Consider the following 22988-nt stretch of genomic DNA (forward strand, 5'->3'; position numbering starts at 1 on the left):
CACCGCGTCCGTCTTACGCCGGATCGACAGGAGTCGTGCCCGTCGGCTGTCCATCGGCGTCCAGCGTGATCGCGGCCACCTTTTCCTGCGCCTCGGTCAGCTTGGCCTCGCACCGCTTCTTCAGCGCCGCACCGCGTTCGTAAAGCGTGATGGATTGCTCCAACGCCACATCGCCACGCTCGAGCTGGCCGACAACTTTCTCAAGTTCGGCCATCGCCGCCTCAAAGCTCATCTCTTCTACGGGTGTGTCGCTCATGTCGCGGTCTCCATCAGTTCTTCCACATGCGCACGCGCACTGATCGCCAGCGACGACAAATCATAACCGCCTTCCAAAGTCGAGACGACACGCCGCTCGCAAAGCTCGTCCGCCAAGCCGCAAAGCTGCTGCGTCAACCAACGGAAATCCTGCGTCGACCAGTTCAATTGTGCCAACGGATCATCCTGATGCGCGTCAAAACCAGCCGACAGGATCAGCAGTTCAGGCTTGAAGTCGCGCAAACGGGGAAACACCTGTGCCTCATAGGCCGCGCGCATTTCTGTACCGCCGCTTTCAGGGGCAAACGCGATGTTGAGCACATTGTCATGCGCCCCGCGCTCCGACGGATCGCCGGTCCCCGGCCAAAGCGGCATTTGCTGGCTTGTGATGGTCAGCGCGCGCGGCTCGTTCCACAGCAGATCCTGCGTGCCATTGCCGTGATGCACGTCGAAATCGACAATCGCAACGCGCGACAAGCCATGCGCCTCGAGCGCATGTTTCGCCCCGATCGCGGCAGTACCGAACAGGCAGAAGCCCATCGGAGTCTCGGTTTCGGCATGGTGGCCCGGAGGGCGCACAGCGCAGAACGCGCGGGACACGTCGCCGCCCAGAACCATATCGACGGCGCGAACAATCGCGCCGGCGGCGCGTGACGCGGCGCGCCACGAACCCGGTGACAGCCAGGTATCAGCGTCAAGCTGAGCCAACCCTTCATCCGGCACCCCGGCCTTGATCCTGTCGATATAGCGCTGCGGATGCACATAGCGCAGATGCGCCTCGTCCACCTCGGGCGCAGTTTCGCGCCGCAGATCGAGATCCTGCAAAGCGTGCAGCACATGCTCGAGCCGCGCCACCCGCTCGGGATGGCCGTCCGGTGTCACATGCTCAAGACATTCGGCATGCGTAATCAATGCAGTCGCCACAAGCATCTCCCCCTGCGTCTTCTCATTTCAGATATTCAGGAAACACGACCCGTCAGTCAGGCGCAAGCATATAGCCAGCGCCGCGAATGGTCTGCAAATAGCGCGGCTGCTTGGGGTTATCTTCCAGCTTGCGGCGCAGGCGGGTGATCTGCACATCCACCGCGCGCTCTTGGCTCTGCCCGCGATCCCGTCCCAGTTCCTCGACCAGTTGCGACCGGCTCAACGGTTCTCCGGCGCGGGCGGCAAACACCTTCATCAGTTGGATTTCGGTGGATGTCAGGCGCACCAGATCATCGCCCCGCCACATCTCGCCGCGGTCGGTATCGTACCGGATATCGCCGAGGCTGAGATATTTCGGCGCGCCATCGTCGGGTGCCAGTTCCGGCATCCGCCGCAGGATCGCGTTGATGCGCAGCAGCAGTTCCTTGGGCTCGAACGGTTTGGCGAGGTAATCATCCGCGCCCGCTTCCAGCCCAGCGATCCTGTCCTCGGTTTCCGCCCTCGCGGTGAGCAGCAGGATCGGAGTGGTCGAGGTTTCGCGTATTCCCCGCGTCAGGCTGACCCCGTCTTCACCGGGCATCATCACGTCGAGCACGATGAGATCGAAATCAAGCCCGGCCAGAATGCGGCGCGCATGGGCGGCATCGCGCGCCGCACTCACCAGAAACCCGTTCCGGATCAGGAATTTCTGCAACAGCCCCCGGATGCGTTCGTCATCATCCACAATCAGCAGGTGCGCATCGGATTCGGCCATGTCAGCGCCCCTCTCGCAGGGCAATATAAGCCTGCCGCATATCGTCATCCATCATCGCTTCCAGCACCGTCTTGAAGCCCGACACCGCCTCCGGCCCCGCCTTGCGATAGGCATCGCGCATCCGCACCCGCTGCGCATCCGACAGCTGCTGCTCGAGGGCCGCGCCCGCTTCGGTCAGCGTAAGATGGCGTTCCCGCTTGTCGCTGCGCCCGACATGACTTGTCACCAGCCCATCCTCGATCAAGGTGCGCAAGACGCGGTTCAACGATTGCTTGGTGACGCCCAGAATGGCGAGCAGGTTGTTCACCGTGGTGCCGGGCGCGCACTGGATGAAGTGCAGCGCGCGATGATGCGCCCGCCCGTAGGACATGCCTTCCAGTATGCGATCGGGATCGGCCGTGAAACCGCGATAGGCAAAGAACATTGCCTCGATGCCCTGCCGCAATTGCTCGTCTGTCAGGTAGAGCAAAGCGTGCCCGTCCACCGTATTGGCGCTTTGACGTTCTGCCATGCTCGATCTCCGGTCACCTTTTCGTTGCCGTCCAATTTATGTCAGTCTTGTTGACATTCCAAGGCTCAAATGGTAGCGAATCCCAGTTTTAGCGCAACTTTATGTCCGCATCGGCCCTAAATTGCGCAATCTTCGGAAAGCCGCGTAAGGAGAGAGACGATGGCAGGCGCTTATGACGACCGCGACGGAAAGATTTGGATGGACGGCCAGTTGGTCGAATGGCGGGACGCGAACGTCCACATCCTGACCCACGCCTTGCATTATGCCAGTTCTGTATTCGAGGGCGAGCGCGCCTATAACGGCAAGATCTTCAAATCGCGCCAGCATTCAGAGCGGTTGCGCCGCTCGGCAGAGCTGATCGACTTCGAAATTCCCTACACCGTCGATGAAATCGAAGCCGCCAAGGCCGCAACGCTTCAGGCAAACGGGCAGTCCGATGCCTATGTGCGCGCGCTGGCGTGGCGCGGCGTGGGCGAAGACATGGGCGTCGCCTCGGCGCGCAACCCGGTGCGGCTTGCCGTGGCGACCTGGGAATGGGGCGCCTATTACGGCGACGCAAAAACGCGCGGCGCCAAGCTCGACATCTCCAAATGGAAGCGCCCGAGCCCCGAGACGATCCCCAGTCAGGCCAAGGCGGCGGGTCTTTACATGATCTGCACCATGTCAAAACACGCGGCCGAAGCGAAGGGCTGCTCTGACGCCATGATGTTCGACTACCGCGGTTACGTGGCCGAGGCGACCGGCGCCAACATGTTCTTCGTCAAGGACGGCGAAGTGCACACTCCCGACCCCGATTGCTTTCTCAACGGGATCACCCGCCAGACGGTGATCGACATGCTGAAGGAAAAGGGCATCACCGTGCATGAACGTCACATCATGCCCGAAGAGCTTGAAGGCTTCGAGCAGTGCTGGCTGACCGGAACCGCCGCCGAGGTGACACCGGTGGGACAGATCGGCGAATACAATTTCGAAGTCGGCGCCCTGACGCGCGACATCTCTGACAGCTACGAAAAGCTGGTCCGCAGCTAAAGCGCTCTTTATTCAAAGACAAAAGCCCTGCACGTCGGTGCAGGGCTTTCTTGTTCCAACCACGCGTGCCGCCTATCCCGGAGACATCCCGCGAAGACGCTCGGAGCGGCGGCGCAGCGCCTCGACCGAGGCCAGAAGACAGATCGAGATTCCGACAAGGATTGTCGCTGCTGCCAGAATGGTCGGCGAAATTTGCTCGCGCAAGCCGGTGAACATCTGCCACGGCAGGGTTTGCAGCTCGGCAGAACCGATGAAGAGCACCACGACAACCTCGTCAAACGACGTGATGAATGCAAACAATCCACCTGAGATCACACCCGGCAAGATGAGCGGCATCTGAACCTTGAAAAAGGTGGTGACCGGATTGGCCCCCATATTGGCTGCCGCGCGGGTGAGAGACGTGTCAAAGCCCACCAGCGTTGCCGTGACGGTGATGATCACAAAGGGAATCCCCAGCACCGCATGGGCCAGAACGATGCCCCAATAGGTGCCGACAATGCCGATCTTGGAATAGAAGAAATACATCCCCGTCGCCGAGATGATCAGCGGCACGATCATCGGCGAGATCAGGATCGCCATGATCGCGCGCTTGCCCGGCACGTGGCTCTGGCTGAGACCAATGGCCGCCAGCGTGCCCAACCCGACCGAGATCAGCGTCGCCACCGGAGCGACCATCAACGAATTCTTGACCGCATTGGTCCATTCCGGATTGGTCAGGAAGTCCCGGTAATGCTTGAGCGAATAGGCCTCGGGATCGAACCGCAGCATCCCCGGCGTGAAGGTAAAGAAGTTCTCGGCGTTGAAGGAAAGCGGCATCACCACGAGGATTGGCGTGATCAGGAAGATGAAGATCGCGCCGCACAGCACCCGGAAGCTGTAATGCCAGAGCACTTGGCCGCCCGTCAAATAGGGCACCAGATGCGCCCGGTAGCGGCCCATGCCGATCCAGTAGGTAAACCACCCGAAGAACCAGCCGAACAGCGCGCCGAGGATCAACCCCGGCACCGAGCCGACGATGAAACCGACCACCGCCGCGACGGCGACCAGCCCCCAGCGCAGCGGTTTTTCCATCGAACTGCCAAGCACCTGCATCGCCACGAATGCCAGCGCCGCCATCAGCGCCGCGCCGATCACGATGCCCATGATCCCCGAGCCCTGCGCCGTGCCGATGAAAAGCCCCGCCACTGCGCCGGCAGCGGCAAGTACACCGACGGTAAAGCCGATGGGCTTTTTCTCGATCGGCGTGAGTATCGCTTCCGACATGGATCAGCCCCCCAGTTTCACGTTGTCGATGCCCACGATGCGGTCATAGGCCCAGTAGAGGATCAGCACGACCACCAGCAGGATCGTGCCCAGCGCCGCCGCCAGACCCCAGTTGAGCGAACTGGAAATGTGATAGGCGATCCGGTTCGAGATGAAGATACCAGACGTGCCGCCGACGATCTCGGGCGTGATGTAGTAGCCGATCGACAAGATGAACACGAGGATCGAACCAGCGCCGATTCCCGGCACCGATTGCGGGAAATAGACCCGCCAGAAGGCCGTCCAGTTGGTCGCGCCGAGCGATTTCGCCGCGCGGGTGTAGGAGATCGGGATGGTGGACATGACCGAATACATCGGCAGGATCATGAAGGGCAGCAGGATATGCGTCATCGCCACGATGGTGCCGAACTGGTTGTTGATCATCACCAGCCGCCCGCCATCCGATACCATGCCGAGCCAGACCAGAACATCGTTGATGACGCCCTGTTGCTGAAGCATCACCTTCCACGCACTCGTGCGCACCAGAAGCGATGTCCAGAACGGCAGCAGGACGAGGATCATCAACAGGTTCGCCTTGCGTGCCGGCAGGTTCGACAGCAGATAGGCGATCGGATAGGCCAGCAGGATGCAGCTGAACGTGATCACGAGACTCATGAACAATGTCCGCTGGAACAACAGGCCATAGATTCGCTCGTCCTCATCGCGCAGCGCGGGGCCATCCGGGGTTTTCTGCATGTCGACGGAATTGAGGAAATAGCCCGAGGTATAGGGCGGGCTGTAGATCTTGATCGTCTGCCAGATCTCCGGTTCAAGCCAATCTGCATCGACCTCTACGAACCCGTCGCGGAAGGAGATCGTCTCGAACCCGTCGCTTGCCACCAGCGCATCTGCGGCGATCACCATATCCGAGCGCGGGCCGGAATAGCCGGACAGGTCAGCGGCGGACAAATCCTGATAGAGCGCCGTGTGAACGGCGGACCACGGCTCTTCCTCCAGCGGGCTGTCGCCCTCCTCGGTCTGCATGAAGCGCGCGAAGGTCCGGTAGGCGGCGGCCGTGCGCGGGAGCGTCTCTTCGACCCCCTCGCGCAGCTTGAATTCCGGCATCCGGCGCTCCGGTGCGGCATCCCACGCCGTCTGCGCCGCGATCCACTCCGGATCGCCCATCAGCTCGGCCCAGGGAAGCGCCTCGTCCCAGTTCTCGTCGAGATCGGTGAACTGGTCCTGATAAACCTCGCCGATGTCTTCCAGCCCCCGGCCGGATTTGCGAAAGAGCGACGAGGCTCCCGACATCTCGTAGTTGAGTCGCGATCCGAGCCGCGTATGCACCTTGCGCTCCGCTGCGAGGAAAAGATCGTAATAGGCCGCCTCGAACACCTCGTCGCCCGGCAACTCGGCCGACGTGGCGTCATAGTTGCGCAGCGCCGTCACCGTGCGCGGCATGGTATCGCTGACGATCTGGTTCTCGACCGAGCGGAACAGCATGTCGCCGATGGGCGCGATAAAGCTGATCAGGACAAAGATGAGAAGCGGCGCGATCAGCGCCAGCGCCCGCAGCTTCTGCGCCCGCAATGCCCGCGACAGCGACCGCTTGAGCGGCGTGCCGTCGGCTGCCAGAACCGGCCCGCCATCCGGCGTCGCATCGGCGCGGTCGGCATTGCGAAGAGCGTTGTCGGGCGTTGTTCCGATGATCTTGTCTGGGTCGGTTGACGGATCGGTCATGGCTCAGGTGCCTTCGACTAGAATGATTGTGCTGGTGGCGGTGCGACGGCGAATGTCTGCGACGTCCTGGTAGGCCGAGTCGTGATAGGCGCGCTTGGCTGCCTCGAAATCGTCGAACTCGATCACGACATGACGCTCCTGCGTCTGACCCTCAACAATCTCCGATGCGCCGCCGCGTACGATGAAACGCCCGCCATGTCCCTCGAGGATCGGCGTGTCGCGTTCGACATATTCCCGGTAGGCCTCGGGATCGTTCACGGTGATGTGGCCGATGATATAGCCCTTGGGCATCAGGTCCGTCCCTCTGGTGGCGGGACAGGCCAATGGCCTGCCCCCATATCGGGCGGGTTTGCCCCGCCCCTGTTGTAATTATTGCGCGAGCCAGGACTGGAACTTGGCGTCCAGATCGTCGCGGTTGTCGGCCCACCATTCGTAGTCATAAAGGTGAACATTGGTCGCATTGGCCGGATCGGTCGGCATATGCGGTGCCATCTCGATGCCAAGCTCGGCATGTTGCCCGACCAGCGGAGCGGAGGAATCGCGCGCCGGACCGTAGGAGATGTATTTCGCCTGATCGGCCAGACGCTGCGTGTCAGTGGCGAATTTGAGGAAATCCATCGCCCGCGCCAGACGGTCCTCGGGCAGACCCTCGGGAATGATCCAGCCGTCGAGGTCGAAGGACTGCATGTCCCAGAGCATGTCGATCGGTTGATCCTGCTCCGCAATGGCAGAGAAAAGCCGCCCGTTGAAGGTCGAGCCCATGACGACCTCGCCATCGGCCAGGAGTTGAGGCGTTTCGGCGCCCGCAGACCACCAGACGACCTGATCCTTGATTGTGTCGAGCTTGGCGAGTGCACGGTCTACACCTTCGTCGGTGCCCAGAACGTCGTAAATCTCGTCCTTCTCGACGCCATCGCAGAAGAGCGCCCATTCCATGTTGTCAATCGGACGCTTCTGAAGCGCGCGCTTGCCGGGATAGGTTTCCAGATCGAACACGTCGCAAACCGAGGTCGGCGGCGTGTCGCCCACCATGTCGGTGCGGTAACCGAATGTCGTCGAGTAGACGATCTGCGGCACGAAGCAATCGTTGATCAGCAGATCGCCGAAATCGTCCTCGGGGCTGGAGCCGTCATCGCCCTCGGCCAGCACCTCGTTGAAATCCAGCTCCATCGCCAGACCTTCATCGCACAGGCGCAGCGCGTCGGACGCCACCACATCGACCAGATCCCAAGTGATGTTGCCCGCTTCGTTCATCGCGCGCAGCTTGGCCACCGCCTCGGCAGAGCTTTCGTCCCAGGACGCGCTCACGTCGGGGTGGGCTTCCAGGTAGGGTTCCAGATACGCCTTGTTCTGGCTGTCCTGATAGGCGCCGCCCCAGCTGACGAGCGTCATGCTGTCGGCCATCTCCTGCGCGTTAGCGCCGACGCCGGCAACGGTCAGGGCGCTGGTCGCCAAAAGTAACTTAGACAGTTTCATTCATAGTCTCCCATTACGATCCGATTATATTGGGGATACGCGCCGCCGGATCGACCGGCCCGCATCTATGGTGTCGCGCCTGTTCATGCCGGGCGCGACAAAGCTCTAATTCGCGTCAAGCGCGCGGCAATCCTCGGGCAACCACCCGATCTCGATCTGCGCGCCGGGTTCCAGACGCACCTGATCGGGCGCGTTTCTGGTCTTGATGACGAATTCGTCATTGCCGGCCACCTTGAGCCGCGTGCGGAAGATGTCGCCCATATAGACGAACTCGAGGACTTCGGCCTTCAGCGTGTGTACGCCTTCCTGAAGCCGGTTCTTGTCGAATTCCACACGTTCGGGGCGGATCGACACGCGTGTGCGTTCCCCCGGCTTGCTCACGTTGACCGGCACCGCGTCAATCAATTCGCCGTCATCGAGCTGGACCAGACAGCGGTTGCCGTTGATCTCGCGCACGGTTCCCTCGAGCGTGTTGTTCTCGCCGATGAACTGCGCGACAAAGCTGTTTTGCGGCTTTTCATACAGTTCGTCCGGCGGGGCCAATTGCTGAATCCGGCCGTCATCGAATACGGCCACGCGATCCGACATCGTCAACGCTTCGGTCTGGTCGTGGGTCACATAGACCACCGTGATGCCAAGACGGTGCGCAAGGTGCGTGATCTCGAACTGCATCTTCTCGCGAAGCTGCTTGTCGAGCGCGCCCAGCGGTTCGTCCATCAGCACCAGTTCCGGCTCGAACACCAGCGCCCGCGCCAGCGCGATACGCTGCTGCTGTCCGCCGGACAATTGCGCCGGTCGGCGACCGCCGAATGCGCCCATCTCGACCATGTCGAGAGCGCGCTTCACCTTGGCTTCGCGATCCGCCTTGCCGATCTTGCGTACCTCAAGCGGAAAGCTGAGGTTCTCGGCAATCGTCATATGCGGAAACAGCGCATAGTTCTGAAACACCATGCCGATGCCACGCTTGTGCGGTGGAATGTTGTTGATCGGCTGACCATCCAGCCGGATGTCACCATGCGTGGCGGTTTCAAATCCGGCCAGCATCATCAGGCAGGTTGTCTTGCCCGATCCCGACGGCCCGAGCATCGTGAGAAACTCGCCCTTGGGCATGGTGAGGTTAAGGTCCTTGACGACGAGTTGAACGCCGTCATAGCTTTTTTGCACCCGTTCAAATTCAACGAACGCGTCATTGTGTGACGAGTCTGGCAAAAATGCCCTCCCTGTTCTGACCGCGGATTGCTTCCGCTTTCTTATCTCACGCGACTTAATCGCGTTGCCGTCCACAATGCAACACAGTTGCCAGAGTTTTGCAAACGACCCTCCAATCGCAATATTATTGCGAGACTTTCGCGCAATGGACGCGCCCAAACGTCCTCGATGGTGCAGTTTGCGACATTATTTGATCCCGTTTTCGAAGCAGGTTTGCACATCATCTCGATTCGTCACTTGCATGAGACGACGCGATCGCCCTCCGAACCGGCAACAATATCCGGATATTGCTACGGATTGGCCACAATCCAGTCAGAATCAAAATCTAAACCCTTTGGAAACCATACCGTGCAATCCCTGTGCGGATGTGAATTGGGGTTTCGATGCTGGAATTCGACAATGTCAGCAAATCGTTCTGGACCGGGTCGCACCGCAAGGTGATCCTCGACCGGGCGTCGTTCCGCGTGGAACTCGGCCAGTCGCTGGGCATCCTTGCGCCCAACGGCACCGGCAAAACGACGCTGATCAAGATGATGGCTGGTCTGGAAAAGCCCGACGAGGGCGAGATCCGCAAGACCAGCCGCGTGTCGTTTCCCCTCGGCTTCATGGGCGGAGTGGTGACCAAGCACACTGCGATGGAGAACTCGCGCTTCATCGCGCGGCTCTACGGGCTCGATCCCGACTACGTCGAAGCCTATTGCCGCTGGCTTTGCGATCTAGGCGAATATTTCGACCAGCCCCTCGGCACCTATTCCTCGGGCATGCGCGCGCGGTTCACCTTTGCGCTGATGCTGGCGCTCGATTTTGACATCTACCTCGTCGATGAAGGCATGCCGACCTACACGGATGTCAATTTCAACCAGAAGGCCGGCGATATCCTGGCCGAACGGCTGCGCACCACCACGATGATCATCGTGTCCCACCAGCCTGAAACGCTGGCCCGATTCGCCAACAAGGCGGCTGTCCTGATGGACGGGCAGCTGCATATGTTCGACACCTTGGAAGAAGCGAAACAGTTGTATGACTACGAAACCCAAGGCTAAACGGTTCCGCATCCGGCGCAGCGAACAGCCCTCCGGCGCGGCGCAGATGGCCCCGGCCGGTCACCAGGCACCGCGCCCGGCCCCCGCCGCGCAACGGCGAGTGGCGCGTCCCGCGGATGGGGGAGTCGAGCGGGCCTTGGCCGCCATTCGAGAAGAAGGCCTGACGGGCCGTCAATTGCGCATGGCACGGCGCAACGCACAGAAACACGGGCTGACCCCGAATTCCGATTTCGAAGCGGTCTACCTGCTGCGTCTCAAGGGGATCGACCCGTTCGAGCGCGAAAACGCGCTTGATCTGATGATGCCCGCACCGGACACCGCCAAGGCGCAGCCCCAACCTCAGATGCCGCCACAGGCCAAACAGCCGCAACTGCCGCAAACCGTCAGGAAATCGCCCGCCAACCTACCCGCCACCGACAATCGCAGCCCGGCCGAACGCCGCGCCCAGGAGATCATGGCGATCCAGCAGGACATGGCGCGGCGTCGAAACCGGCGTCTGCGGATGCTGTTCGTGCGCCTTGCGTCTTTCGTGCTGCTGCCGACCCTGATCGCCGGATGGTATTTCTTTACCGTTGCCACGCCGATGTATGCATCGAAATCCGAGTTCCTGATCCTCAAGGCCGAATCCGGCGGCGGCGCGATGGGCGGGCTGTTTTCCGGCACCCAATTCGCCACCAACCAGGACGCGATTGCCGTGCAAAGCTATCTCACGTCCAAGGACGCCATGTTGCGGCTTGATCGCGACGAGGGCTTCAAGGCGCATTTCTCGCAGGACTGGCTCGATCCGCTCCGCCGCCTCGAGGCCGATGCCACGACCGAGGACATGTTCAAGCTTTACAAGAAATACGTTCAGATCGGCTATGACCCGACCGAAGGTGTGATCCGCATGGAGGTTGCAGCCGCCGATCCGATGGTGGCAACCGAATTTTCCGAAGCCCTGATCGGCTATGCCGAGGAGCGTGTGGACAACCTTTCGGCGCGCAAGCGTGTGAACGCCGTCAAGGATGCCCAGACCGGCCTTGACGACGCCGAACAGGCCCGGCGCGTCGCACAGGAGCGGCTGGTGCGCCTGCAACAGACCAGCACCGTGCTAGACCCCCGCGCCCGTATCGCGGCCTTGCAGACCCGGATCGAATCCGTCGAGACACAGCTTCAGGACAAGAACCTGCAACTTCAGGCTCTGATGGACAACGCCCGCCCCAACCAAAGCCGCGTCGAAGGCGTTCAGGCCGACATTGGACGGCTTGAGGATCTCAAGGCCGAGATCAGCGCCGAGCTCACTGCGCAAAGCGAAGGGGCAGGCTCGCTCGCCGAAACCGCCGTTCAAATCCAGCTGGCCGAGGCCGATCTGGCCACCCGCGACATGATGCTGGCCGCTGCATTGGAACGGCTCGATCAGGCCAGCCGCGACGCCGACAGCCAGGCGCGCTACCTCACCACATCGGTCTACCCGCTGCCGTCGCAAGACCCCAGCTATCCGCGCGCGTTCGAGAACACGTTGCTGACCTTCCTGATCTTCTCGGGCATCTACCTTCTGGTGTCGCTGACCGCGTCGATCCTGCGCGAACAGGTGTCGAACTGATCGGTTGAAATCGCGACGGGTGACAAGCCGGATCGCGCGCCCTATAAGGCGCGCGACGTCGCATATGGCAGGAACACAGACAGCATGACCACCCTCGTTTTCGGACACACCTCCCCCGACACAGACAGCACCGGCAGCCCGATCATCTGGGCGTGGTATCTCAACCAGATCAAAGGCGAAGACGCCAAACCGGCGCTCTTGGGCGAACCCAACACCGAAGCCGCGTTTGTGCTCAAGCGCTGGTCGCTCGACAAGCCCGAGTTCATCTCGGATGTGGCGGCCGACCAGCCGGTCGTCATCGTCGACACCAACAACCCCGCAGAATTGCCCGCGTCCATCAACAGCGCCGACATCCGCGCCATCATTGACCACCACCGCCTTGTCGGCGGTCTGGAAACCAAAAGCCCGCTCAGCATCTGCATCGAGCCGGTCGCCTGCACCGCCACCATCATGTACAAACTAATCGGCGATGACATGGCGCAGGCGCCCGAGGGCATCAAGGGCGCGATCCTGTCCTGCATCCTGTCGGACACGCTGGAATTCCGCTCCCCCACCGCCACCCAGGAAGACCGCGCCATCGCTCATGCGCTGGCCGAGGATCTGGGCGTGTCGATCCCCGATCTCGCCGCCGAGATGTTCGCCGCCAAATCCGACGTCTCCGCCTTTACCGAGGCCGAATTGCTGCGCATGGACAGCAAGGAATTCGAACTGGGCGACACCACCTTCCGCGTGTCGGTCCTTGAAACCACGTCGCCGAAAACCGTTCTTGACCGCAAGCAAAGCCTGCTGGCGGCGATGCCCGATGTGGCTCGCGAAGACGGTGTGGATCAGGTGTTGCTGTTCGTTGTCGATATCCTCGACGAAGGCTCCACCCTGCTGGTGCCGAACGATTTTGTGAAAATCGTCGCCGAGAAGAGCTTTGGCGTTCAAGTCACCGGCGACACGGTTCTCCTGCCGGGTGTGGTCAGCCGCAAGAAACAGATCATTCCGCAACTGAAGCTCTGATCCACCAACGATCACCAACCCAACCAAAGGGGGCGCTGGACGGCGCTCCCTTTTTCATGTGACCTGTTCCCAACGGATCAGAACCAGAGGCCCGACCATGACCCAGATCATCACCTCCATCTCCGAAATCGCCGACCGCTACGACGTTCTTCTGGTCGATCTCTGGGGCTGCGTGCACGATGGCGTCCGCGCCCATGCCGAGGCTGTCGCCGCTCTGAAAGGCTTTCGCCAAGGTGGCGGAACCGTGGTGTTGCTCACCAATTCCCCACGCCCCCGGCGCGGCGTTGCCAGCCAGCTTGCGCAATTCGGCGTGCCCGAAGACGCCTATGACGTGATCGCCACCAGCGGCGACAGCGCCCGCGCCGCCATGTTCCGCGGCGCTGTGGGTGAAAAGGTCTGGTTCATGGGGCAGGAAGGCGATCTTGCGTTCTTCGAGCCGATGGACCTGATCGACGATCCCGTCGACATCCAGCGCGTGGAACTGGACGAGGCAGAGGGCATCGTCTGTTGCGGCCCCTTCGACCCCCATGCCGATCCGGCGGTGAACCGGCCGCAGTTTCTCTACGCCAAGCAAAAGGGGCTCAAACTGCTTTGCGCCAATCCCGACATTTTTGTCGATCGTGGCGGCAAGCGCGAGTGGTGCGCCGGTGCGTTGGCCGCGCTTTACACCGAAATGGGGGGCGAGAGCCTCTATTTCGGCAAACCGCACCCGCCCATCTACGATCTGGCGCGGCGGCGTCTGGCGGCGATGGGGGTCGATGTCGACCCGTCTCGCGTCCTTGCCATCGGTGACGGGGTGCACACCGATATCGCGGGCGCAATGGGCGAAGATCTCGATTCGCTTTTCATTTCCGGCGGGCTGGCCGCGGCCGAGACCAAAACGTCGCAGCATCCCGACCCCGACGCGCTAAATGCCTATCTCGCAAAGGAGAATTCCGCACCGACCTTCGCAATAGGACAGCTTCGCTGACCTAGATTTTCCTTGATTTTCTGCACCTGCAAAGTAATAAAGTTGCGAACTTGGGCGCGTTTCATGTCTCTTTATTACCTAGCCGTCCCGAAGTGGAGTGTAGAATGTTGGATAACTTGCCGCGCGGAACGATCTGCATCGAAGACATCGAAATGGGCATGTCCCGCCACCTTCGCAAAGAGGTGACCGACAGGGATATCGAGATGTTCGCCGAAATCTCGACCGACCGGAACCCGGTGCATCTTGACGATGACTACGCGCAGGACACCATCTTCGAGGGCCGGATCGCCCACGGGATGCTGACCGCTGGCCTGATCTCTGCTGTCATCGGCGAACAGCTCCCCGGCCACGGGGCGGTCTATCTCGGCCAATCGCTCAAATTTCTCGCTCCCGTGCGCCCCGGCGACATGGTCTATGCCGAGGTCAAGGTGATCGACATCGACGTTGCCAAACGCCGCGTGTCGCTGGAGTGTCACTGCTCCGTCGATGGCAAGAAGGTCCTGATCGGCGAGGCCAAGGTTCTCGCCCCGTCGCGCAAGTTCGACTGACGCGTTTCGCCGCGAGACATCGAATCTGACACGCACGTCCGGCCGGGGATTGCACTGCCCCGACACCACGGCTAGTCCTGCGCCATGAAAATCGTGCGGGATTACCAGTTCGTTTCGGCGAACGACAAAGGAGCCACTGTTGCCATCGGCAACTTTGACGGCGTGCATTTCGGCCATCAATCGGTGATCTCGCTGGCGCGCAACGCCCGCCCCGACGCACCGCTCGGTGTGCTCACCTTCGAGCCGCATCCGCGCGAGTACTTCGCCCCCGACGCCCCGCCCTTTCGCCTGATGAACGCCAAGGCGCGCGCCACCCGACTTCAAAAGCTGGGCGTCGATGTGCTCTACGAGTTGAAATTCAACACCCAACTGGCCGAATTGTCGCCGCAGGGCTTTGCCAGAAACGTCATCGCAGACGGTCTGGGTCTGGCCCATGTCGTCGTCGGCCAGGATTTCTGCTTTGGCAAGGGCCGCGCCGGGACCGCCGACGACCTGATCCGGTTCGGTGCCGAATTCGGCTTCGGTGTGACGATTGCCGAACTGGTGGAAGCGCCCTCCGGCAGCGTGTCCTCCACCGCGATCCGCACCGCATTGAGCGACGGAAAGCCGGAACTCGCCGCAGAGATGCTGGGCCACTGGCACCGCATCGAAGGTCAGGTCATCAGCGGCGAACAGCGCGGGCGCGAGCTTGGCTATCCGACGGCGAATATGTCGATTGATGGGCTACACCCGCCGAAATTCGGCGTCTATGCGGTGTTGTTCGATGTGCTCGATGGCCCGTTCGCGGGATCCTATCGCGGCGCGGCGTCGATCGGCGTGCGTCCGATGTTCGGTGAAAATCGCGCGAATCTCGAAACCTTCATCTTCGACTTCAGCGGCGATCTTTACGGCGCGACAGTGTCCGTCGCCCTGATCGAATTCCTGCGCCCCGAGCTCAAGTTTGACAGTGTCGAGGCGTTGGTCGACCAGATGGACAAGGATTGCGCCCGCGCGCGGGCCATCCTGTCGGCGCGATGAGCGAGGATCCCATCGACCGAGACGGCCTGGCGCCGCGCTTCTGGGAGCGCAAGAAGCTGTCCGAGATGACGCCCGCCGAATGGGAAGCCCTTTGTGACGGCTGTGGCAAATGCTGTCTCAACAAGCTGGAAGATGACGAAACGGGCCGGGTCGAGTTGACCAATGTGGCGTGCCGGTTGTTTGACGACAGCACCTGCCGGTGTGCGCAATACGAGATCCGTCATCAGTTCGTGCCCGAATGCATCGTGCTCAAACCGTCCAACATTGACGATCACGCCTACTGGATGCCGCAAACCTGCGCCTATCGTCTGCTGTGGCAGGGCAAGCCGCTCTTCGACTGGCACCCGCTGATTTCCGGCACACCCGAGTCGGTGCACGCCGCTGGTGTTTCGATGCGAAACGCGACGGTGCCGGAATTCGAAATCGACGAAGACGATTGGGAAGACCATATCATAGAGGAGCCGACCTGATGTTTTTTGCCTCCGACAACAGCGGTCCGGTTCCGCAGCCCGTTCTTGACGCACTGACCGAGGCCAATTCGGGATACACGTTCGGCTATGGCGCAGAGCCGTTGATGGACGAGGTGCGCCAGCGCATTCGCGATCTGTTCGAGACTCCGGACGCGGCGGTTCATCTGGTCGCCACCGGAACGGCAGCCAACTCACTGGCGCTGGCGACGATGGTCAATCCGTTCGACACAATCTTCTGCACCCCCTGCGCGCATATTCAGGAAGACGAGTGCAACGCGCCGGAGTTTTACACCGGCGGCGCAAAGCTGACGCTGGTGGGCGAGAGCGACCGGATGACGCCGGAAACGCTCAAAACTGCCATAGAAAGCCAAGGCAACCGCGGCGTCCACGGCCCACAACGCGGCGCGGTGTCGATCACCCAAGTAACCGAGATGGGCAATGTCTACACGCTCGATCAGTTGCGCGCCCTGTGCGACACCGCCAAGGGTTACGGCCTGCCGGTTCATCTTGATGGTGCACGGTTTGCCAACGCGATGGTGTCTCTGGGCTGTTCGGCTGCGGACATGACGTGGAAATCCGGCGTTGATGTCGCCGTGTTCGGCGGCACCAAGAACGGGCTGATGGGGGTTGAGGCGGTTGTTTTCTTTAACCCCGAACTGGCATGGGAATTCGAGTTGCGCCGCAAGCGGGGCGGGCATCTGTTTTCCAAGCACCGGTATCTGTCAGCGCAGATGGCAGGCTATCTGCGCGACGATCTCTGGGTTGATCTGGCCACACAGGCCAACACCAACGCGGCCTATCTTCACGCTGGCATGAAGGCTGTGGCGGATGTCGAAATCCTGAACGACGTGACCGCCAACATGATCTTTTTCAAAGCCCCGCGCGCGATGCACCGGCATCTACAGGGGAACGGAGCCACATACCACGTCTCGGGCGGGTCGTTGGATCACGGCGCACCGGAAGAGCACCTGACCGGCCGTCTGGTCTGCGACTGGTCGCTCCCACCGGCCGAGATCGACCGGTTTGTTTCGTTGCTGAACACCGCAAAAAAATAGGGCTCCCGACGGGGAGCCCTTACTCGTTACGCTTACGTGGCAAACCAAGAGAGACGTTAGTTGTACTGGAAGTGCAGTTCATAGCTGCCATCCTCGAACGCGCCGAACAGGTCGGGCACATCGGGATGTTCGACAGGTTCGCCGGAATAGTCGGCGATCAGGTTTTGTTCAGACACATAGGCCACATAAAAGCTTTGGTCGTTTTCAGCCAATAGATGGTAAAACGGCTGGTGCTTCTTGGGGCGGCTGTCTTCGGGGATAGCCTCGTACCATTCATCGGTATTGTTGAATTCGGGGTCCACATCGAAGACCACCCCCCTAAAGGGGTGTTTGCGATGTCGCACCACCTGGCCGATATTGTATTTTGCGCGTTGTCTGATCATGAGTCCTATCCGTTGCCACATACCTGCCTGAATTTTGTCTCATTGTCCATTTTAGGTTCGGTGTTTTTGCGGAAACAGTCTGTGTCACGGCCCAAGGCCATCAGACCCGGAATGTGGCGAAGCTGCGCCATTAATGTGAAATGTGATTTCCTCTGATGTGTCTTTGCGTTAGACTGGGGGCAATCAGAAGGGCGAAAAACAGCCCTCACATAAAATAAGCGAGAGGCAGATGAGCAGACTCTTTCGCGCTTTGGTGATCGTTTTACTCGCCGCCTCTTGCGGGGGCGGTGGCGGCACATCGGCGCCCCGTAACCTTGATAACGCGTGTTCGATCCTGCAACAGCGCCCCGGCTACAACCGCGCCTTTCAGGCAGCGGAACGCAAATGGGGCGTGCCTGTGCACGTGCAGATGGCGTCGATGTATCAGGAAAGCAAGTTCAAGTCCGACGCCCGGACGCCCTTTCGCTATGCGCTTGGGGTGATCCCGATGGGGCGGCAAAGTTCGGCCTATGGCTACAGCCAGGCATTGAACGGAACCTGGGACGAATATGTAGAGAACCAGAGACGGTTCCGCGCGAAACGCAACGACATCCGCGATGCGTCGGATTTCATGGCGTGGTACATGGCCGAATCCACCCGCCGGTTGGGAATTTCGCCACATGACGCGCGCAACCAGTACCTTGCCTATCACGAGGGGCGCACCGGATTTTCGCGCGGAACCTACAACAACAAGGCGTGGCTGTTGCGGGTCGCCGACGAGGTGGCGGCGCGCTCTGCGGTCTATCAGGTGCAACTCGCCGGATGCCGCCGCTTGCGATAGGTCCGGATCGGACCAAATGTTTCGCGCGCGAAACAATGGGACAAGGTGGCTGACCCTTTAACGATTTGTTAACCGGGCTCTGCGCCGCGCAGGGGTCCGGGTTCGAGCCACGCGGGAACATCTGTTCACGACAGCGGTTTGCCGAGTGAAGCAGCAAACCCGGAGCCCCGTCATGGACAATCGCCAATCCACACCCGACGCAACGTCGCCCCGGCCATTGTCTCCGCGCGTCCTGCTCGGGCTTCAAGTCACCATTGTCGTGATCCTCGTTGGCTGGGCGCTGCACGCCACGGCGTCCGTCAGCGCGCTTATTTTGACGGCGCTGTTTGTGGCGATCGTCATGGCGCCCTTTCATCGCTGGATCAGCGACATGACGGGCCATCGCTGGATCGGCCACATCGCCACGTTCCTGTTGATGCTGGTGCTGCTCCTCGCGTTCGCGGGCGGGCTGTTCTTCGCCGCGCAGCGGATCGCCGCAGAGTTTTCCGAGGCGAGAGAGATGATCCCCGGCGTGGGCAACGGAACGGCAGCCTCCTCTGCCGAAGACGGGATGCGCGCGCTCGACAGGCTGTTCAACAACGCCAATCAGGCCGTCGGGCAGATCGCAAGCCGGGCGGCGGAACTTGCCTCGGGCGTTGCGCTGACCGGTCTGGAATACGCGGCAGCCGCTCTTGGCGGATTGGTCGTCACTGTCTTTTTGGCGCTTTTGATGCTGATCGACGCACCGCGCTGGCGCGCGCGTTTGCGCAGCGTCTTTGGCGAGCATAGCGAAAGCCGGGTGCAGGATGCCATCGCGGTGATCGGCCGCGACCTTGTGCGATTCGTCGGCGTGCGCGCCGCCCTCGGCGCGGTGACGGCGGTTCTTTACATGTTGTGGATGTGGCCGTTCGGCGTCGGCTTGATCTTTGTCTGGGGCGCGTTAACGTTCTTGCTGAATTTCGTGCCGAACCTTGGGTCGATCATCGCCGGCATCTTGCCGACGATCTATGCGTTTCTGACCAAGGATCTGGGCACAGCGCTGGTGGTTGCGGCTGGCCTGACGGTGATCGAACAGGTGATCGGAAATTATGTTGATCCGCGCGTGCAAAGCCGTCAGGTGTCGATTTCACCGGTGGTGATCTTTGCCTCATTGCTCATCGCTGGCTGGATTTGGGGCATATTGGGTGCGCTTTTGTCGACACCGGTGTTGATCGCGGTGGTGATCGCGTTCTCGCGTGTGGAACGGCTCCGCCCGGTTGCGCTGTTGTTGAGCAACGCCCGGTCTTATGACGAACTGGACGAAGACACCCGCCTTTGACCGCGCCTGACTCAGCGGTTCGCGCGCCGCTCCATCTCGATGTTGAACAGCCGGTCGGCGAGTTGCTTGCGCTCGAGCGCGCCGAGGATGACTGTGGTCTGGGATCCGCCATCATCGGTGATGATCCACTGGCGCAGCTCGACCGGATTGCCGGTGAACTTGAGCTGGATACTGCCATATTCGGGATGCTGAGGGTCTTGCGCCGTCACCGTCGTTGCGGTGCCGTCATAGCCGTGCTGCGTGACCATGTTGGCGCGGCCCAGATCGACATTGCGGGCCAGGATCAAGCCCAATGGCGTACGATTGAGCGGGTAGGTTTCCGGCTCTCCGCCGAGCTTGTTGTCAAACACCACAACCGCGTTGTTGTTGGCCATGACCAGTGCCTGTTCCGGCGGGTTGTATTCGAACCGCACCTTGCCGGGGCGGCGCAGGTAGATGGTGCCGGTGGAGATGCTGCCATCGGCGTTGATCTGGGTGAAGCTGCCTTCGGCGCTCGTCAACTGGTTGAGGTAGTTGGACAAGGCGTTCAAAGAGATCTGCTGTGCCTGCGCGGGCAGCACCGACACCAGTGTCAGCGCGGCAATGAGGGCAAGGAATCGAATACGCATGAGAGCGGGCTCCTGTCTGCTCGAAGTCGTTGGACCCTATATGGTCAAACGGGCGCTGATATGCGATAGCAGCGCCCGTAGATCGCGCAGGGTTTACTGCTCCGGCACCAGAATTTCGCGCTTGCCGACATGGTTGGCGGAACTGACGACGCCCTGATCCTCCATCTGCTCCACCAGACGCGCGGCCTTGTTGTAGCCGATCGCCAGCTTGCGCTGGATGTAGGAGGTGGAGCATTTGCGGTCGCGGATCACGATGCCCACGGCCTGATCGTAAAGCGCATCTTCGCCGTCGGTGTTGCCACCTGTGTTGAGGCCCAGAACCGCGTCGATATTGTCGGCCTTCTCGTCATCCGGTCCCTGCACGACACCGCCGACATATTCGGGCGGGCCGTAGGCCTTGAGATGGGTGACGATCTCCTCGACTTCCTCATCCGACACAAACGGCCCGTGGCAGCGGGTGATCTTGGCACCGCCGGCCATGTAGAGCATGTCGCCCTGCCCGAGCAGTTGCTCGGCGCCCATCTCGCCAAGGATGGTGCGGCTGTCGATCTTGGAGGTGACCTGAAAGCTGATGCGCGTCGGGAAGTTCGCCTTGATCGTGCCGGTGATGACATCGACCGACGGGCGCTGCGTGGCCATGATCAGGTGAATGCCGCTCGCCCGCGCCATCTGCGCGAGGCGCTGGATACAGGCTTCGATTTCCTTGCCCGCGACCATCATCAGGTCGGCCATCTCGTCCACGATGACCACGATATAGGGCATCTTGACGGGCTGGATTTCCTCGGTCTCGAAGATCGGCTCTCCGGTGTCGTCGTCAAAGCCGGTCTGGACGGTGCGCTCAAACATCTCGTTCTTGGACAGCGCGTCAGCAACGCGGCCATTGTAGCCGTCGATGTTGCGCACGCCCATCTTGGACATCTTGCGGTAGCGGTCTTCCATTTCGCCGACGACCCATTTCAGGGCGACAACCGCCTTTTTGGGATCGGTCACAACCGGCGACAGTAGGTGCGGGATGCCATCATAGACCGACAGTTCCAGCATCTTGGGGTCGATCATCACGAGGCGCAGATCGGCTGGCGTCAGCTTGTAGAGCAGCGACAGGATCATGGTGTTGATCGCGACGGATTTGCCCGACCCGGTGGTGCCCGCGATCAGGAGGTGAGGCATCTTGGCGAGGTTGGCGACAACCGGGTCGCCGCCGATGTCCTTGCCGAGCGCCAGCGGCAATTTCTGGGTGCCGTCGCCATAGTCGCGGGTCGAGAGGATCTCGCGGAAGCTGACCATCTCGCGGTTCTCATTGGGCAGTTCGATGCCGATGACAGAACGCCCCGGCACGGTGGACACTCGGGCAGATAGCGCCGACATGGAGCGCGCGATGTCGTCGGCCAGACCGATCACGCGGGAGGCTTTCAAGCCCGGCGCGGGTTCGAGTTCGTACATCGTCACCACGGGACCGGGGCGCACCGAGACGATCTCGCCCTTGACGCCGTAATCGTCCAGCACTGCTTCAAGCATACGCGCGTTTTCTTCCAGTGCCTCGTCGCTCAGGTGATGGCGTTCGATGCCGCTTGGGTCCATCAGAAGACCAAGCGGCGGCAGTTCGTAATCGGCGGCCTTGTCGTCGAATTTCAGACGCGGCTGGGCTTCTTCCTGCGCGCGCTTGGACGGCTGGATCGGCTTGCGCTGGGGCTGTTGCACAACCTTGCGCGCCTCGGGTTGCGCGACCGGAGCGGGTGGGATGGGTGCCGCGTCCAACCCGGTGTCATCGCTGTCGTCGTTCCAGCGGTCCAAATCCTCGAAGATGTTATCTTCCGAGAGATCCTCGACTTCGGGCTGGGCCTGATAGGCGGCGCGCTGGGGGTGTGCGGCCACTGGCGGCTCTGCGCGCATTGGCGCGGCGGCGCGGGCGGTGACAGGTGGCTCTGGCGGCAACCCGGTCGAGGGTTTGAAGATCAGCGGCTCCGGCCCCCTGCCCCGCCCCTTGGTCAAGGGTGCAACGGCGGCAGAGATCACCGACGGGTTCTGACGAACGCGGGACTTGATCGCGTCGGCGATCTTGGCACGCACCCGATCATCGCCGGGAAAGGTTTCCGGCATGTCGTGCGGACCGTAGGTTTCGACCAGTTCAGGCTCGGGGTCGGCGCGGCGCATGAGCGAGGGCATCTTGGCGAAAAGGCCCGATCTCTGCGGCGCGGGTTGCGGCTCTTCGGCAAAATCGTCTTCGGAATGCCACGTTTCGGGTGGCGGCGGTGCGGCGCGCATGACGCGCGGTTCAGGGGGCAGCGCCTGCTGGGCTGCGGCCCATTCGGCGGCCTCGGCCTCTTCCTGCGCGCGCAGGGCACGGCGCTCGGCGTTGCGCGATTGCAGTTGACGGGCCGCGCCCACAGCCCCCTTGGTGCCCTTGCCCAAGGCTGACAACAGCGTGGCGTAGACCATGATGACGCCAATCAGCAGGAAACGCGCGATGCGGGCCAGTTCAACCTTGGTAAAGCCAAGCACAAAGGCACCCAGCACCAGAACGACACCGCCCATCAGGAGCATCATCGCCTTGAGCGCAAAGGTGGTACCAAGCGGCAGGACCGTCAGGATCGAGCCCATCATCATGTCACCGAACAGACCACCGAGACCAAAGCTGTGGGTCCAGGCAGTGCTTTCCGGCACACCGGCGGCATAGACCGCCGCCAACGCCACCCAGATCGGCGCGAAGATCAGGCAGGTGATGGCGCGTTCTTCGCCCTTGTGCAGCGCGAACCGCGCGCCCCAGACCAAGAGCACCAGCGCCAGACCCCAGCTTGCCCAACCGACGATCATGAACAGCGGTGCCGCGACAGACGCGCCGGGGCGGCCGAGCCAGTTCTGAACCGGCGCATCGGTGGCCGACAGCCAGCTTGGGTCTTGCGGCGAATAGGACCAGATCATCAGCGCCGCCATCACGCCGAGCGCGATCAGCACAAAGCCGCCCAGCTCTTTGCCGCGCTTCTCGATTGCCGCCTGCATGTTGCTGTCGAAGAGAGGGTCGCGCCCTCGTGCCTGGTATGCCATTGCTCGCC

The 22988-nt window shown here is 61.5% G+C and carries 23 protein-coding genes; 11 read left to right on the forward strand and 12 right to left on the reverse strand.

The features are described 5' to 3' along the window. Positions 1–13 precede the first annotated feature (13 nt). The 4 genes from ACGKZZ_RS09080 to ACGKZZ_RS09095 are packed head-to-tail and all read right to left on the reverse strand — an operon-like array spanning position 14 to position 2444. Positions 14–256, reverse strand: a complete 243-nt coding sequence (locus tag ACGKZZ_RS09080) for an exodeoxyribonuclease VII small subunit (protein WP_411223226.1) — start codon at positions 254–256, stop codon at positions 14–16. Next, positions 253–1179: a histone deacetylase family protein gene (locus tag ACGKZZ_RS09085; protein ID WP_411223227.1), complete on the reverse strand. Its 927-nt coding sequence runs from the start codon at positions 1177–1179 to the stop codon at positions 253–255. The genes ACGKZZ_RS09080 and ACGKZZ_RS09085 overlap by 4 nt, the downstream gene beginning before the upstream one ends. A gap of 52 nt (positions 1180–1231) precedes the next feature. Further along, positions 1232–1933 (reverse strand): response regulator, encoded by a 702-nt coding sequence (locus tag ACGKZZ_RS09090; RefSeq protein ID WP_411223228.1) that lies wholly within the window; start codon positions 1931–1933, stop codon positions 1232–1234. Position 1934: 1 nt separating this feature from the next. Beyond that, complete coding sequence (locus ACGKZZ_RS09095) at positions 1935–2444, reverse strand: MarR family winged helix-turn-helix transcriptional regulator (RefSeq protein ID WP_411223229.1); 510 nt, start codon at positions 2442–2444, stop codon at positions 1935–1937. Positions 2445–2603: 159 nt separating this feature from the next. Between ACGKZZ_RS09095 and ACGKZZ_RS09100 the strand changes: the two genes are divergently transcribed. Then, positions 2604–3473 (forward strand): branched-chain amino acid aminotransferase, encoded by an 870-nt coding sequence (locus tag ACGKZZ_RS09100; RefSeq protein ID WP_411223230.1) that lies wholly within the window; start codon positions 2604–2606, stop codon positions 3471–3473. A gap of 72 nt (positions 3474–3545) precedes the next feature. On the opposite strand, the gene ACGKZZ_RS09105 is transcribed toward ACGKZZ_RS09100, so the two are convergent. The 5 genes from ACGKZZ_RS09105 to ACGKZZ_RS09125 form a co-directional block, all read right to left on the reverse strand. Continuing rightward, complete coding sequence (locus tag ACGKZZ_RS09105; protein WP_411223231.1) at positions 3546–4736, reverse strand: ABC transporter permease; 1191 nt, start codon at positions 4734–4736, stop codon at positions 3546–3548. A gap of 3 nt (positions 4737–4739) precedes the next feature. Further along, positions 4740–6455 (reverse strand): ABC transporter permease, encoded by a 1716-nt coding sequence (locus ACGKZZ_RS09110; protein ID WP_411223232.1) that lies wholly within the window; start codon positions 6453–6455, stop codon positions 4740–4742. A 3-nt stretch (positions 6456–6458) separates the two neighbouring features. Further along, positions 6459–6746 (reverse strand): DUF1330 domain-containing protein, encoded by a 288-nt coding sequence (locus ACGKZZ_RS09115; protein WP_411223233.1) that lies wholly within the window; start codon positions 6744–6746, stop codon positions 6459–6461. 78 nt (positions 6747–6824) lie between these two features. Beyond that, the gene (locus ACGKZZ_RS09120; RefSeq protein ID WP_411223234.1) at positions 6825–7931 is read right to left on the reverse strand and encodes an extracellular solute-binding protein; all 1107 of its coding nucleotides are present in this window, start codon (positions 7929–7931) and stop codon (positions 6825–6827) included. 105 nt (positions 7932–8036) lie between these two features. Beyond that, positions 8037–9140 carry an ABC transporter ATP-binding protein gene (locus ACGKZZ_RS09125; protein WP_411223236.1) on the reverse strand — a complete coding sequence of 368 codons (1104 nt, stop codon included), beginning with the start codon at positions 9138–9140 and terminating at the stop codon, positions 8037–8039. Between the two features lie 383 nt (positions 9141–9523). On the opposite strand from ACGKZZ_RS09125, the gene ACGKZZ_RS09130 reads away from it, so the two are divergent. The 8 genes from ACGKZZ_RS09130 (at position 9524) to ACGKZZ_RS09165 (ending at position 16830) form a co-directional block, all read left to right on the forward strand. Further along, complete coding sequence (locus tag ACGKZZ_RS09130) at positions 9524–10183, forward strand: ABC transporter ATP-binding protein (protein ID WP_411223237.1); 660 nt, start codon at positions 9524–9526, stop codon at positions 10181–10183. Continuing rightward, a complete protein-coding gene (locus ACGKZZ_RS09135; protein WP_411223238.1) occupies positions 10161–11765 on the forward strand; it encodes a capsule biosynthesis protein in 1605 nt (534 codons plus the stop codon). Before ACGKZZ_RS09130 ends, ACGKZZ_RS09135 begins: the two co-directional genes overlap by 23 nt. Before the next feature lie 84 nt (positions 11766–11849). Continuing rightward, on the forward strand, positions 11850–12770 hold the full coding sequence (locus ACGKZZ_RS09140) for a manganese-dependent inorganic pyrophosphatase (RefSeq protein ID WP_411223240.1): 921 nt from the start codon (positions 11850–11852) through the stop codon (positions 12768–12770). A 97-nt stretch (positions 12771–12867) separates the two neighbouring features. After that, complete coding sequence (locus ACGKZZ_RS09145) at positions 12868–13740, forward strand: TIGR01459 family HAD-type hydrolase (protein WP_411223241.1); 873 nt, start codon at positions 12868–12870, stop codon at positions 13738–13740. A gap of 104 nt (positions 13741–13844) precedes the next feature. Next, positions 13845–14288, forward strand: a complete 444-nt coding sequence (locus ACGKZZ_RS09150) for a MaoC family dehydratase (protein WP_411223242.1) — start codon at positions 13845–13847, stop codon at positions 14286–14288. Between the two features lie 84 nt (positions 14289–14372). Then, a complete protein-coding gene (locus ACGKZZ_RS09155; protein ID WP_411223243.1) occupies positions 14373–15305 on the forward strand; it encodes a bifunctional riboflavin kinase/FAD synthetase in 933 nt (310 codons plus the stop codon). Further along, complete coding sequence (locus tag ACGKZZ_RS09160; protein ID WP_411223244.1) at positions 15302–15775, forward strand: YcgN family cysteine cluster protein; 474 nt, start codon at positions 15302–15304, stop codon at positions 15773–15775. Before ACGKZZ_RS09155 ends, ACGKZZ_RS09160 begins: the two co-directional genes overlap by 4 nt. Next, complete coding sequence (locus tag ACGKZZ_RS09165; RefSeq protein WP_411223245.1) at positions 15775–16830, forward strand: threonine aldolase family protein; 1056 nt, start codon at positions 15775–15777, stop codon at positions 16828–16830. Before ACGKZZ_RS09160 ends, ACGKZZ_RS09165 begins: the two co-directional genes overlap by 1 nt. A gap of 56 nt (positions 16831–16886) precedes the next feature. Here the strand turns inward: ACGKZZ_RS09165 and hspQ are convergent, their stop codons facing one another. Beyond that, a complete protein-coding gene (gene hspQ / locus ACGKZZ_RS09170; protein ID WP_411223246.1) occupies positions 16887–17213 on the reverse strand; it encodes a heat shock protein HspQ in 327 nt (108 codons plus the stop codon). A gap of 229 nt (positions 17214–17442) precedes the next feature. Between hspQ and ACGKZZ_RS09175 the strand changes: the two genes are divergently transcribed. Together ACGKZZ_RS09175 and ACGKZZ_RS09180 are read left to right on the forward strand one after the other, a co-directional pair. Beyond that, positions 17443–18033: a transglycosylase SLT domain-containing protein gene (locus ACGKZZ_RS09175; protein WP_411223247.1), complete on the forward strand. Its 591-nt coding sequence runs from the start codon at positions 17443–17445 to the stop codon at positions 18031–18033. 172 nt (positions 18034–18205) lie between these two features. Continuing rightward, positions 18206–19330 carry an AI-2E family transporter gene (locus ACGKZZ_RS09180; RefSeq protein ID WP_411223248.1) on the forward strand — a complete coding sequence of 375 codons (1125 nt, stop codon included), beginning with the start codon at positions 18206–18208 and terminating at the stop codon, positions 19328–19330. Positions 19331–19341: 11 nt separating this feature from the next. Here ACGKZZ_RS09180 and ACGKZZ_RS09185 read toward each other — a convergent pair whose 3' ends face one another. Both ACGKZZ_RS09185 and ACGKZZ_RS09190 read right to left on the reverse strand, forming a co-directional pair. Next, positions 19342–19938: a LolA family protein gene (locus ACGKZZ_RS09185; protein WP_411223249.1), complete on the reverse strand. Its 597-nt coding sequence runs from the start codon at positions 19936–19938 to the stop codon at positions 19342–19344. 93 nt (positions 19939–20031) lie between these two features. Further along, positions 20032–22980: a DNA translocase FtsK 4TM domain-containing protein gene (locus ACGKZZ_RS09190; protein ID WP_411223250.1), complete on the reverse strand. Its 2949-nt coding sequence runs from the start codon at positions 22978–22980 to the stop codon at positions 20032–20034. Positions 22981–22988 lie beyond the last annotated feature (8 nt).

Source organism: Marivita sp. S2033 (assembly GCF_046592965.1).
GTDB lineage: Bacteria > Pseudomonadota > Alphaproteobacteria > Rhodobacterales > Rhodobacteraceae > Marivita.